We start from the raw sequence: 14,035 nt of genomic DNA, 5'->3' as shown, positions 1-14,035 counted from the left end.
CCAGTATTTTGGCTCAGCTAAGCCTATTCACCGACTGTACACCTTCGATTTTCAAAATCTGCGAGCATAGCCTCTGCACATCCGCAACGCTATGTACAAATAGGCTTACCTTTCCTTCGAAAATGCCGTCATTTGACTCTATATTCAGATTCTTTATATTTACCGAATCTGTTATTATTACTTTAGTTATATCATTGAGCATACCTACACGGTCGATCCCTCGTATAACAATAGTCGATAAAAACGAATATTGGGCATAATTACCCCACTCCAGATTAAGTATCTTATTTCCGAAACTTGCTTTTAGCTTCAAGCCAACAGGGCAATTAACGTTATGTACCTGAATTTCGTTATTATCTCCGATAAACCCGAATACTTTATCACCCGGAATAGGATTACAACAGGACGCCAACCTGAAGTTTTTCTTGAAAGAATCTTCCTGAAGGATATATGTCTTCTTCTTGTCTATTGTCTCTAAATCTTCGTCAGAATCGAGAATTTCAGCTTTTTCGGATTCTTTACGTTTAACCCTGAATGCCTGACGCACATATCTCATCAAGAAATTACTTGATGTCGAATCTTTCTGATCTTTAAACAACAATTCCGGCCTGACCGGCAGAATAATAGTTTTATTGCCGATCGCAAAGTATAGGTCTTCACGCTTCGCAACCTTATAATAATCGAGCATACGGTCGATAGTAGGTGTAGGTATTTCCTCTAATCCTAAAAACTCCTTCAAACGGAGCTCACCTTCTTTAGCAATCTCTCTTTTCTGCCTTTTCAGCGATGCTTCGAGCTTTGCCCGTGCCTTACCACTGGTTACAAATCCAAGCCATTCCACTTGAGGCGTCTGCGATTTGGAAGTAAGAATTTCGACCTGATCACCACTATTCAGTTTATAACTCAAAGGTACCAGTTTATGGTTGACCTTAGCCCCGATACACCTATCTCCGATATTCGAATGCAGTTCGTAAGCAAAATCAAGGGCAGTGGAACCCTGCGCCATTGTTTTAAGATCACCCTTCGGCGTAAACACAAAAATTTCCTGTGAGAACAGGTTCAATTTAATTGTATCAAGAAAGTCAATGGCATTCGGATTCGGATTTTCTAAAATCTCCTTAATCGTCTTCAGCCATTTATCAAGCTCGGTATCTTCTTCAATTTTTCCTTCTTTATACTTCCAATGGGCAGCAAATCCTTTTTCGGCAATGTCATCCATCCTGCGGCTCCTGATCTGTATTTCCACCCATTCACCATCAGGTCCCATCACGGTCAGGTGTAAAGCCTGATATCCGTTCGATTTAGGACGGCTCACCCAATCCCTGATCCTATCAGGTCGAAGCTTGTATATGTCCGTAATCACCGAATAAATATCCCAACATCTCTTCTTTTCATCAACACCGGGCTCAGTATCGAAAATGATACGTACAGCAAATATATCGTATATTTCTTCGAAGGGAACGGACTTTGTCTTCATCTTATTCCAGATCGAATACACCGATTTATCACGAGCCTTTATTTCATATTTGAATCCCTGCTGATCCAATCTTTCCTTTACGGGCTTTGCGAAATGTTCGAATATATCGCGGCGTATATAGCTCGATTTGTCGAGTTTATCGACAATATCATTGTACTCTTCCGGATTTTCATATTTGAAACTCAACTCTTCAAGTTCGGTCTTTATAGCAAAAAGCCCCAGGCGGTGAGCAAGGGGTGCGTATATATACATGGTTTCGCCGGCAATCTTGTGGCGTTTAGCCGGAGCCATAGATCCAAGCGTACGCATATTATGTAATCTGTCGGCGATCTTTACTAAGATAACACGTATATCGTCCGACATTGTAAGCAGTAGCTTTCGGAAGTTCTCAGCCTGAGATGATACCTGATCTCCAAACATTCCGCTGGATATTTTAGTCAATCCATCGACAATCTCGGCTATCTTATCACCAAATAATTTCTTAATATCATCTACTGTATAGTCTGTGTCTTCTACAACATCGTGTAACAATGCCGCACATATAGATGTAGATCCGAGTCCTATTTCGTTACAAACAATACGGGCAACTGCAAGGGGATGCATTATATACGGTTCGCCCGACCTACGGCGAGCACCCTTATGGGCTTCGCGGGCAATATGGAATGCCTTGGTTATAAGCTCTACTTTCCGTCTATGATTAGATTTGATATAATCCTGAATAAGAGCGTCAAACTCCTGTTCTATCACCAAATCCTCTTCCTTATTTTTATCATCTTTATCCATAAATTCTTATGAAAAGAACAATCACTTATCTGGGTATTTTTAATTTCTGACCTATACTTAAATTATCCGAAGACAGATTATTAGCCTTCCGTATAGTACTGGCTGTCACCTTTCCTCCATATCTCATCGCAATATGCCCGAGAGTATCTCCTTTTTTAACAACATAAACAATCGGTGCTTTGGGTACAGGTTTTCTCGACTCTGTTCTGGCAGGTATAGCCGGAGGTGCTTGTTCTTCTTTTTTGCTAACCTTCATCGGAACCGGTGATACGGAAGCGACAGCATCATTCGAAGATTCAGCGTCAACCGACTTCTGAGCATCAGCCATAACTGCTTCTACCGATTCTGCATTGATAGAAGGAACAGCTTCTTCTTCAGGTTCCTCTTTTTGAGGTAAATGTATTACTAAGCGTTGACCGACTTTAGGTACGGATTTTTTTAGTTTATTCCACTTTGTTACTTCATCCTTATCAACATTATATTTCGAAGCAATCTGGGTTAATGTTTCCCCGATCCGGACTTTATGATAAATTGTTTGTGAACTCTGTAAATGTTGAATTCTCGATGGACTGGCTTCTTCTGTATCAGCTGATGCCAATAACTCGTTATCAGCTACAACCGACTGAACCGAATCCGGCTCTATCACAGTTACAGAATTCTCTTCCCTTACCTTATTAAAATATTGGGCAAGAACACTCGACTCATTTGTATTCGAATTCAGTTCCTGCGAAGTAGATGAAGTATTCGTTGTGGTTTGATTTTGTGCCAAAGTAGCTGTAGAAGTTTCTTCCTTCTCTTTACGAGGAGCTGTAGCCGGGTTGCTTACAACCAGATACTGCCCTGCCCTCAGTTTATTTGATTTAAGTCCATTCCATCGCTTTACCTGGGTAGTTGTTACTCCATGCTTTCTGGCAATAGCCGCAAGATTATCGCCACGTCTTACTTTATATCTAAGGGTATTACCCGCCACACTCGAATAACCTGTAGGCTCGACAACCTTTCGGTGAGACAAAAACTCATTCGTTTTGTAAGCATATACGGAATCTTTCGACACTTCAAAATCGGTTGCTTTTGCCGATGGAAGGGTAACTAAGTAGCTCTTAAATTCGCCGGGAACTATATCTTTTTTATATTGAGGATTAAGTGTCCTCACTTCATCGATAGATACATCCAAAACATCGGCAATTTGTTGCAAATGCAAATATTTATCTACAACAATAGTATCTGTCGAATGAGTATATTTATATTCAAACGGACAAATATTATGATCTGCATAATAATTCATCACATAAGTCGCTGCAATGAAAGCAGGAACATACCCTCTGGTTTCTTTCGGTAAATACGGATATATCGACCAGTAATCAGTTGCTCCGCCACTACGTTTAATTGCTTTATTCACATTACCCGGTCCACAGTTATATGCTGCAATCACAAGATTCCAGTCACCATATATATTGAACAGATCTTTGAGATAACGTGCAGCAGCCTCTGTCGATTTCAAAGGATCGCGACGTTCGTCAACCAAGCTGTTTATCTCGAGATCATACATTTTGCCTGTACCTATCATAAATTGCCACAGACCGGTAGCTCCGGCACGCGAAACAATCGTCGGATTCAAAGCAGATTCAATAATAGGAAGGTATTTCAACTCGATAGGAAGTCCGTGTTTATCGAGAGCTTGTTCGAAAATAGGGAAATAGTAGCTCGACTTACCAACAAAGTATTCGACACTTCCCCTCATTCTTCCTGTATACATATCGATATACGACCTCACAATAGGGTTATATACCAACTCCATTTCGGTAGGCAGACTATATAGCCTGTTGATATATACAGAATCTGGGTAAGCAATATTACTGTCAGAATTAGATTTGCAAGTAAGAGCCGGAGCAAATTCCTTCTTCCAGTCGACAAGCAATTGGTCGAAGTTACGTTCTATCTCCTCAGGAACAACAAGATCTTTGTCGGTTATGGTATCTTTTACAGACACACCCGACCGATAGACCTGAGCATTTAGGGTTAACGAACTTAGACAAACTAGACTAACAATAACTTTTTTTTTCAGCATATTTTTTTGATTTTCCGGCCAACTCTATCAGTAATGACCTAAAATGTAAAACTGCATTGAAGACCGAATGCCCTGCGTGCAAACGGATCATGCTCGACTTTAGGCTCAACTCTCATCGATAAATCAGGTGAAATATCGAAATCAAACAGATGCGCATCTACATATGCATCTATCATACATAAACCATAAAGTGCTACAGCTCCTATAATACTTAAATCTCTGTATCTTCTATAAGAATCGCGTTTATTCCGGAACCGGGTTTTTAAAGAATTCAACTGAGCCTCGCTCAGTTCTTCGGGGACAATACTACTTCCGACAAAAGCACCCCATATCGCTATATTTTGCGGACTGCGCGGAGTATCGCTCATAATCGCTTTATACGCTTTTGTATAATCGTTATAATATCGTCCGTTCCATGATATAGCATAATAAAAGCCGATGAAACCGCCATATATTATCGGTAACTTCCAGTACTTTCTATTATAGATCTGACCTAATCCGGGAAAAATGGCCGAATAGAGCACGGCTTTATTCGGATCGGGTTTAAAAGGTTTTATCTCTCTCTGATTCATTGCTCTTTCGGTCGATTTATCGATCTGAAGCTTCGAATCTATCAAGGGTACAGTATCATTGGTATTATTAGTATGTAATATATCTACGTTTTGCGGCTTATCGGTATATATAGAATCACCGTTATTCTGCCCCGAAACAGAGAGTGAAGTAAAACATACTGCCAAAATACCAACTAAAACTTTTTTTACCATATAATTCTACTATCAGGACAAGTTTACAGACTATCTTCTCAACTGGTCAAATTTAGTAATAATCCGTTCCAAATCTTCATCCGAATTGAAAGCGATAGTTATCTTTCCCTTCCCTTTTTCATTACATGTGAGTTGTACTTTAGACTCAAAGAATTTAGAAAGATGTTTCTTCAAAACGTCGAATTCTTCGGGAGTGGCTTTCTGTATCTTCCCCTTTTTCACGAGGTCCACTACTTCTTTCTCCTGAATTATTTCCTCAAGGGTTTCGCCTTTATTTATAGCCCTCACATATTCTTCGACCTTCCGTACCGAAAGATCTTCATTGAGAATATGCTGGTAAACGTCGAGCTGTACTTCCGGATTTTCGATAGTAACAAGAGTACGGGCATGCGCCATATCTATTTTCTTGTCTCTGATTGCCATCTGTATTTCGGCAGGTAACTTCAGTAACCGCAGATAATTGGCTATAGTTGTACGTTTCTTACCAATACGCTCGCTCAGTCTCTCCTGTGTCAGGCTATATGTTTCGATAAGATTCTGATATGCCAGCGCTATTTCTATCGAATTCAGGTCTTCTCTCTGAATATTCTCTATCAATGCCATTTCCATGACATTTTCGTCTTCGGCCGTTTTCACATATGCAGGAATGGTTTCGAGCTGCGCAATCATCGAAGCTCTGTATCTGCGTTCTCCTGCAATAATCTGATAAGTATCATCATCGATCTTACGTAAGGTGATAGGTTGTATCACCCCCAACTGTTTGATAGAAACAGCCAGTTCACGTAAAGCTTCCTCGTCAAAAACACGTCTAGGCTGGTCAGGATTAGGCTGAATTTGAGATAAGGGCACCTCACTGATAGACGACGAACCCGAAGTTGTCACTTCGTCCATAGTAATAAGCGCATCCAATCCTCTCCCTAAAGCAGGTTTTTTTGCCATAATTTAATTAAGTAAAAATAAGTATTAATGATATAAACCTATATCTATACTTTAAATATCTGTATTTATTCTCTGTCTAAATAAATCCTCAAGATACTTCTAAAATATTGAGGATAACGACAAAGTTACGAATTTTTTTCGATTAGTTCTTTCGCTAACTGCATGTAGTTGACCGTTCCGCGTGACGCTGCATCATAAGCAAGCACAGGTTGAGCAAAACTTTGCGATTCACTCAGTTTGACATTACGCTGTATAACAGTAGTGAACACTAGTTCCTGGAAGTGTTTTTTCACCTCTTCGTATATCTGGTTTGCCAAACGCAGACGTGCATCATACATTGTCAGTAGAAATCCTTCGATCTCTAGTTGTGGATTCAGTTTAGACTTGATTATCTTAATAGTATTCAACAGTTTACTAATACCTTCCAAAGCAAAATACTCACATTGTACAGGAATAATCACCGAGTCGGCAGCAGTCAGTGCATTTACAGTAATCAGGCCCAGTGAAGGAGAACAGTCTATCAAAATATAATCATAATTTCCTTTTATTGGAAGCAAAACAGAAGCAAGCCTTTTCTCACGGTTCTCGATATTCAGCATTTCCAGTTCAGCACCCACTAAGTTGATATGCGAAGGAATAATATCCAGCCGTTCGTATTCTGTTGCAACAATAGCTTTTTCGGCGGTAGACGCCCCGATCAAGCATTCGTAAATAGTATTTTTTATTTGCTTAATATCCAGTCCCAAACCCGAAGAGGCGTTTGCCTGAGGATCAGCATCTACTACCAGAACTTTTTTCTCGAGAGCAGCCAGAGATGCCGCCAAGTTGATTGTAGTAGTAGTTTTTCCAACCCCACCCTTCTGATTTGCCAAAGCAATTATTTTACCCATAGTAGTTGTTATGTTACTCTTTTAAGATTTCTATATTATATATAAGTTACAAAGAAACGAATAAATTACAGCACATCTAAAAATGGCTACCGAAACTCTAAAGGAATTGTTGATAACTTGGCTTTTATGTTAATAAAGTACACATTACACTATATATCAAACAAGTACAAATAAAAACCTATAAAATATCCGGTATTAACGACCAAATATTCGAAAACAAATTAAATAACTTTGTTTCAAAGATTTCGTTAATTAAATATCTTTATAATCGAGTTACATTTTATAACAAAAACTAACGATCAATTGGCACAAGAACAAACTACAATCACCGCTTCGGATACCATAGATACACCGCTTGGAAATATGATAGCATATGCCAGTGAAAAGGGTATCTGCTTTCTCGAATTTAATAACCGAAAGAATTTCGAAAAACAAGTACTGAACTTGGGAAAAATGGCTGTTTCAGATATTCGTGAAGAAAAAAATCCTCATATCGAACTTCTGAAAAAAGAGTTATCCCGTTATTTTGAGAAAGGAATTAAAGAGTTTACAGTTAGTATTGATATGATTGGTACGGATTTTCAGAAAAAAGTATGGACACAACTTTTACAAATTCCTTATGGTAAAACAGTATCCTACCTAGAACAGGCAAAAGCGATGGGAATACCATTGGGAGTAAGGGCTGTAGCAAATGCTAACGGGGCTAATAAAATCGCCATAATTATCCCATGTCACCGGGTAATAGGCACAAATAAAACCCTCACGGGCTATGCCGGAGGGTTGGAAAAAAAACGATATCTTTTGGATCTGGAATCAGGCGAGAAAAGGCTTTTCGACTAAAACTTCAAAACTTAGTTTCCTCAATCCAGGTTTTAAGTAAACGAAGCATTTCATCATGATATTTGAAATCCGGTCTCATCCCCCAGCCATGTCCTCCGATCGGGAATATATACATAGTAGCCGGCACTTTATTTTGCTTCAACGCCGAGTAGTACATAATACTATTCATCGATGGAACGGCTCCGTCGTCATCACTCAGTAGCAATATTGTTGGAGGTGTAAATTCGGTCACCATGGTTTCGTTCGAATAATACATAACATCACTAGCCGAAGGATTTTCTCCCAGCAAATTATCTTTCGATCCTTGATGAGTATATTCACCCATCGTAATTACAGGATAAAACAGAATAGAGAAATCCGGACGGGTTTCCTTATCATCTAAGTGGGTAGAACCTGTAGAAGCCAAATGCCCTCCGGCTGAAAATCCTGCAACACCGACTTTCAACGGAGAAGACGCATTTTTCGCCAATTTATTCTTTGCGAACCTCATTGCCTGTTGCAGATCTTCGAGAGGTACGTTTTTATGCTTATTCGGAAGGCGGTACTTAAGAATAACACCGGTGATTCCGATAGATTGAAGCCACTTTGCAAAGTCATGTCCTTCGTGGTCCATAGCCAGACGGGTGTATCCTCCTCCGGGACAAATTACAACAGCAATATTCCGGTCATTCAAGGGGTTCGCCTTATAGATAAATAACTCAGGTGTATTGACATTCGATATACGGCTATTTACATCTATTTCATCACCCATTATCTCATTATCAGTAGGCGGGTTTCCCGGCCAAAGTTTAACTACTTCCTGCGCATTCATCGTAGTTATGGATAAAATTGAAAATAATACTAACAATAGTTTTTTCATGATACAGTATTTTATTTTATATAAGATTCCATCCAGGTTTCGAGTAAAGACATTGTTGGCTCGGTATATTTATATTGAGGAAGCAAAAGCCACCCATGATCTCCTTCGGAAAAAATATGCAGACTCGCCGGAATATTCTTTTCCTTCAATGCCCGATAATACATAACACTATGTAAGGGAGGGACAGAGCCGTCTCCATCTGCCGTAAATATTATGGCCGGAGGAGTATTTTCCGACACCTGTTTTTCCGGAGAATAGGCAAGTATATCCTCTTCCGATGGCTCAACCCCCATCAGATTATCGCGGGTCTTTCCTTTTGTAACAGTTTCCATCGTTATCACCGGATAAAATAATATAGTAAATGCAGGGCGCGGGCATAACTCGTTATTAGTGTAATAGGTCGATAATGTCGCTGCTAAATGACCTCCGGCAGAAGAGCCTGCAACACCGATTTTAGAAACATCGATATTCCACTCTTTCGAATGATTCCTTATTATTTGCAGCGCCTGACAAGCATCGTCGAAAGGAACTTCCTTATGCTTATTCGGCAAACGGTACTTCAATATCACCCCTACAACTCCCTTCGATGCCATCCACTGAGCCAGTCCATGCCCTTCGTACGGCATACTCAAGCCTGCATATCCTCCTCCCGGACATATAAGCACCGCAGGAGTCGGAAGCTTCGACATTGTTTTAGGTTTATAGACAATAATCTCGGCTTGATCGGATAATCCGTTACTTGTAGGAGGATTACCTTCCCAAACTTTCATTGTTACAGGCTCCTGATTCTCTTTACAGGCTAAAAGTGCAAATACAACGAAGAAAACAAGAAATAAATACTTTTTCATTTTTATCTTAATAAGATGCTAATATATCCAGTGCTTTATTTTCACATTCGGTCATATGCTCCCTTTCTCCGGGCCCTTTATCATTTATTCCGCAAAGGTGGAGTATGCCATGAATAATAATGCGATGCAGTTCATCCGCATAATTTGTCCCGAATTGCTCCGCATTACTCTTAACGGTATCGAGGCTTATAAAAATATCTCCACCAATTATATTTCCTTCGGTATAATCGAATGTAATTATATCGGTGAAATAGTCATGTTGAAGGTATTGATTATTGATTTCAAGAATCTTCTCATCCGAACAGAATATGTAGGATATATCACCCACCTTTTTTCCGTATGAACCGGCCGTATCCTTGATCCATTTATTGATTGTACGCTTTTTAATCTGAGGTTCTTTTACATCCTCTGTCTGATAAATGATTGCCATAATTTATGATTAAGGTCACAGACCTTTTTATTGGTTTCGAAAACAAAATAACAACAGTTAATTATCTACTGAATGTATCACTACCCGAAAAATATATAGGCCACCCAGATAGCGGTTATTACTCCGACTAAATCGGCTAAAAGCGCATAAGGTACAGTATAACGGCTATTCTTTATATTGACGCAACCGTAATAAACGGCTACTACATAAAACGTCGTATCTGTTGAGCCTTGAAAGATACCGGCTAAACGCCCGGCAAAAGATTCCGTTCCGAAAGTAGACATCGTTTCGGCCATCATCCCGCGTGCTCCGCTTCCACTCAAGGGTTTCATCAAAGCTGTGGGCATAGCATCTACCCAACGGGTATCTCCTCCGAAAAAAGCGACAGCAGACTTCAAGCCATCCACCAGAAAATCCATCGTACCCGAAGCTCGGAACATTCCTACTGCAACTAAAATAGCGATCAAATAGGGAATTATACGCACTGCTGTCGAAAATCCGTCTTTTGCTCCTTCGATAAAAGCATCATAGACATTTACCTTTTTCCTGACCCCACTCAGTATAAAAAAGATAATTACACCGAACAAGATAAGGCTGGCTATGAGGCTTGATACTTTTTGAGCCCTCACGGGCCCCATCTCATTAAAGGCCCAGATAACACCGCCTATCAGAAGAGCAACTGTACCAAATGTACCGAGTATGACTTTATCGAAGATTTTTATCTTTTGTTTGATGCAAACCGCCAAAACACCGATCATAGTGGATACAAAGGTCGCTATCATAATCGGCACGAAAACATCGGCAGGATTTGCCGCTCCCATCTGAGCGCGTATTGTCATTACCGAAACGGGAATAAGAGTCAGACCCGACGCATTCATCACCAAAAACATGATCATCGGATTAGAAGCCTTGTTTTTATCAGGATTTATTTCCTGCAATTCTTTCATTGCCTGTAATCCGGCAGGAGTTGCCGCATTATCAAGCCCGAGAATATTAGCGGAAAGATTCAGAAGTATCGAACCTCCGGCAGGATGATTTTTCGGTATATCGGGAAAAAGACGGCTAAACAACGGATTGATCGCGCGGGAAAACATCTGGATAACTCCTCCTTGCTCGCCAATACGCATCAATCCCATCCAAAGAGTCAAAACACCGGTTAATCCGATCGATATTTCGAATCCTGAACGTGCTGATGAGAATGTAGAGTTGACTGTGGTATTGAATGTCTCGTAATCACCGAAGAAAATAAGGCGAGCCAAAGCTACTACAAAGGCTATAACAAAAAAGGCTATCCAAATATAATTTAAAATCATTGGAGCAGATTTATTTAGAGGTCTCCGACCCTTCTATAGGTTTTGTAAGTAAAACAACAGCTACACATATTCTGAAAACACGCATTCAATATTTGCTCTTACTTACTTACTGTATTCGTATTCACAGGAGCAGGGTATTCAGGGATAACCTCCTTATTCCATTCCGTTAATATTCCGTTTTCGAATCTCATAACATATGTCTCGTTGTAATTACGCTTAAATCCAAGCATTTCAACATACGTACTATCCTCTAACCTGAAAGAACCTACCCTCTGATAATTGCTACCCATAATAGCAATTACTTGCTCTTTGGTCATATCCAGTTCAACTTTCTTCATATTCGAATCAGCACTCAACATCTCACTATAACTGGAGCAACCTGTAAGAGCAATGATAAGAAAAACAAAAAACAAGCATTTTTTCATCATGACTTTTATTTTAAATAGTTGTAAGCATTTAATGAAAGACTTTTGAATCATGACAACTTATCGTTATTTCAATAATTAAAATAACAAACAGGTCTGAAACCTTAGTTAGAAATGTGATACAATATTACATTTTTTGAGCGACAATGACAACGTTTACGAATTAAGAATGAAAAATTAAGAATTAAGAATGGACGTAAAGCAATAGTTGACAGGCATTAATCTGTTAGGAGCTCTGGTAGGGGCTAATTGCATTAGCCCTCTCGTTGATTATTTGATTAAGGGCTATTGCAATTAACCCCTGTGGCCACCAATCCACAATTCTTAATTCTTAATTTTTCATTCTTAATTCCTTACTTTTACTACCTTTGCCACCGATTACAGTCGGACGGTTTGTCGCTGAGCGTTTCCTTCGGGAAATGAAAAGAGGAAAGTCCGGGCAACACAGAGCATCATATTTCCTAACGGGAAGCTGTTCGCGAGGGCAGAGTAAGGTAACAGAAAATAACCGCCACGGCTTGCCGGGGTAAGGGTGAAAAGGTGAGGTAAGAGCTCACCGGTCTCCGTAGCAATACGGAGAGCCGTACTACTTATGAGTTGCAAGACCATGTATACCGACGCATGTAGGGCTGCTCGCCCGATGTCGGGGGGTAGGTCGCTAGAGCCTGCCGGCGACGGCAGGTGTAGATAAATGACAAGCACTTTGTTTCGATACAAAGCACAGAACCCGGCTTACAGACCGACTGTAATTTTTTTCTTCTAACTTGACCTTCTCTCAACGATTAACACCCTCTCTTTTTATCTATTCAGAAAACAAATGGGCAACCTAAGAAAACTTGAATTAAAAAATGGATGTCACTTTTGTAACCTTTGTCACCTTTTTCCCTATAATAAACAAATTATCAATATCTTAATAAGGTGACAGAAAAGTGACAATCTCTACAGAAAGGTAACAAAAAGTACTACAAAAAAGTGACAGATTCAAAAAAGCAGAAGAAATAAGCCTCTCTGATTGGAGAACATTTTATCTTTGTTTTGGTTTCTAATAAATAGGACCGGATTATAAGCTTACTATGATTGATAAACTGACAAAATTATTCCAGAGAATACTCCACTTTCTACAAATCGGTATCTGGAAAGTAGATACAAAGCAAAGTGGAAAGCCACGGGCATTTATATACACTGCGATCAAATCGTTTATACTTGCCTATCGCAATATGGACTGGAGCCAAATGAACACAAAAGCGGCTGCCCTTACATATAACACGCTTTTATCGATAGTTCCGCTGCTTGCGGTACTATTTGCAATAGCACGCGGATTTGGATTTCAGAATATCGTTCAAAGCGAATTATTCGGATATTTCGAAGGACAAAGGGAAGTTCTGGAAAAAGCGATGGTTTTTATCGATAAATCGCTCGAATATGCTCAGAGCGGAATCTTTTTGGGTATTGGCCTTATACTACTCCTTTATACGGTGCTAAATCTGATCGGAGGTATCGAATCGAACTTCAATGCTATCTGGCGAATTAAGAACGACAGGTCATATTACCGCCAATTCACCGACTATACAGCTCTGATACTTATTGCACCTGTGTTTCTGGTCTGTAATGGAGGCCTTTCTATATTATTGAACTCATCGGCCGAAACAAAGCTCGTAGGACTGGTTATAGGCCCTTTCGTCGAACTTCTTCCATATCTGATAACTATATTGCTCTTTACTTTTATCTACCTATACTTACCCAATACTAAGGTAAAGTTCAGTAGTGCGCTTTTTGCCGGATTTATCGCAGGTTTAGCCTTTCAATTATTCCAGCAATTATACATTGGCGGGCAGATATGGATATCGAAATACAACGCTATATACGGTAGTTTCGCCGCTTTACCACTTCTGCTTCTATGGTTGCAACTCTCTTGGCTGATTGTTCTGATAGGGGTTGAGATCAGCTTTGGTTATCAGAATGTAAAGAAATTCAGCTACGAGAAAGATACTAAAAATATCAGTCGCCGTTATAAGGATTTTGTGATACTGCTTATCATCACCCTTATAGTAAAACGGTTCGAGAAAGGCGAAAAGCCTTATACAGCAAGTGAGATATCCGAACGCTTCAAGATACCCACCCGTGTGACAAGTGACTCTCTCTACTTATTGCTCGAATTGAATATCATTCGCGAAACCCCATCTGACGACAATATTGTTCCGGCATATATTCCGGCTTTGGATATAAACAAAATATCGGTAGCCTATCTATTCAATAAAATAGATACATTCGGGATGGAAGACTTTTTCAATATCGATATAAATGGCGAATTCTTCGAAGAATGGAATGTGATTCAGGATATACGCCGTACACTGTTTGAAAAAGAAAAAGATACCCTGATTAAAGACCTGTAACATCAT

11 protein-coding genes, 1 other RNA gene and 1 pseudogene are annotated in these 14,035 nt (G+C 39.7%); 3 read left to right on the top strand and 10 right to left on the bottom strand.

The window, feature by feature from the left end; translation table 11 throughout:
• Window positions 1-13: 13 nt before the first annotated feature.
• From BUC12_RS17555 to BUC12_RS17535, 5 genes and pseudogenes are all read right to left on the bottom strand, one after another.
• Window positions 14-2,260: a RelA/SpoT family protein gene (locus BUC12_RS17555; RefSeq protein ID WP_062178574.1), complete on the bottom strand. Its 2,247-nt coding sequence runs from the start codon at window positions 2,258-2,260 to the stop codon at window positions 14-16.
• A gap of 823 nt (window positions 2,261-3,083) precedes the next feature.
• A pseudogene (locus tag BUC12_RS20480) lies at window positions 3,084-4,328 on the bottom strand (transglycosylase SLT domain-containing protein); the annotation flags it as partial.
• Between the two features lie 38 nt (window positions 4,329-4,366).
• Window positions 4,367-5,092 carry a DUF5683 domain-containing protein gene (locus tag BUC12_RS17545; protein ID WP_062178571.1) on the bottom strand — a complete coding sequence of 242 codons (726 nt, stop codon included), beginning with the start codon at window positions 5,090-5,092 and terminating at the stop codon, window positions 4,367-4,369.
• Between the two features lie 30 nt (window positions 5,093-5,122).
• Window positions 5,123-6,031: a ParB/RepB/Spo0J family partition protein gene (locus BUC12_RS17540; RefSeq protein ID WP_062178568.1), complete on the bottom strand. Its 909-nt coding sequence runs from the start codon at window positions 6,029-6,031 to the stop codon at window positions 5,123-5,125.
• 125 nt (window positions 6,032-6,156) lie between these two features.
• Window positions 6,157-6,921: a ParA family protein gene (locus tag BUC12_RS17535; RefSeq protein WP_062178565.1), complete on the bottom strand. Its 765-nt coding sequence runs from the start codon at window positions 6,919-6,921 to the stop codon at window positions 6,157-6,159.
• A gap of 303 nt (window positions 6,922-7,224) precedes the next feature.
• Here BUC12_RS17535 and BUC12_RS17530 point away from each other — a divergent pair, with 303 nt between their 5' ends.
• Complete coding sequence (locus BUC12_RS17530; protein WP_073357333.1) at window positions 7,225-7,761, top strand: methylated-DNA--[protein]-cysteine S-methyltransferase; 537 nt, start codon at window positions 7,225-7,227, stop codon at window positions 7,759-7,761.
• 4 nt (window positions 7,762-7,765) lie between these two features.
• Here BUC12_RS17530 and BUC12_RS17525 read toward each other — a convergent pair whose 3' ends face one another.
• The 5 genes from BUC12_RS17525 to BUC12_RS17505 form a co-directional block, all read right to left on the bottom strand.
• On the bottom strand, window positions 7,766-8,620 hold the full coding sequence (locus tag BUC12_RS17525; protein ID WP_062178562.1) for an alpha/beta hydrolase: 855 nt from the start codon (window positions 8,618-8,620) through the stop codon (window positions 7,766-7,768).
• Between the two features lie 11 nt (window positions 8,621-8,631).
• Window positions 8,632-9,468, bottom strand: coding sequence for an alpha/beta hydrolase (locus BUC12_RS17520; RefSeq protein WP_062178559.1), 837 nt, complete (start codon window positions 9,466-9,468; stop codon window positions 8,632-8,634).
• 7 nt (window positions 9,469-9,475) lie between these two features.
• Entirely contained in the window at window positions 9,476-9,898 is a 423-nt protein-coding gene (gene ybeY / locus BUC12_RS17515) for an rRNA maturation RNase YbeY (RefSeq protein WP_062178556.1), read from the bottom strand.
• An 80-nt stretch (window positions 9,899-9,978) separates the two neighbouring features.
• Window positions 9,979-11,211 carry a nucleoside recognition domain-containing protein gene (locus BUC12_RS17510; RefSeq protein ID WP_062178553.1) on the bottom strand — a complete coding sequence of 411 codons (1,233 nt, stop codon included), beginning with the start codon at window positions 11,209-11,211 and terminating at the stop codon, window positions 9,979-9,981.
• A 98-nt stretch (window positions 11,212-11,309) separates the two neighbouring features.
• Window positions 11,310-11,639 carry a hypothetical protein gene (locus tag BUC12_RS17505; RefSeq protein ID WP_139262110.1) on the bottom strand — a complete coding sequence of 110 codons (330 nt, stop codon included), beginning with the start codon at window positions 11,637-11,639 and terminating at the stop codon, window positions 11,310-11,312.
• Between the two features lie 377 nt (window positions 11,640-12,016).
• Between BUC12_RS17505 and rnpB the strand changes: the two genes are divergently transcribed.
• Both rnpB and BUC12_RS17495 read left to right on the top strand, forming a co-directional pair.
• Window positions 12,017-12,387, top strand: an RNA gene (rnpB, locus tag BUC12_RS17500) — RNase P RNA component class A.
• A gap of 322 nt (window positions 12,388-12,709) precedes the next feature.
• Window positions 12,710-14,029 (top strand): YihY/virulence factor BrkB family protein, encoded by a 1,320-nt coding sequence (locus BUC12_RS17495; protein WP_062178548.1) that lies wholly within the window; start codon window positions 12,710-12,712, stop codon window positions 14,027-14,029.
• Window positions 14,030-14,035: the final 6 nt, after the last annotated feature.

This window comes from Indolivaga macrotermitis (assembly GCF_900128985.1).
Lineage (GTDB): Bacteria > Bacteroidota > Bacteroidia > Bacteroidales > Dysgonomonadaceae > Dysgonomonas_A > Dysgonomonas_A macrotermitis.
Note: the sequence above shows the minus strand (reverse complement) of the source record. Positions and strands in the feature narration are given on the sequence as shown.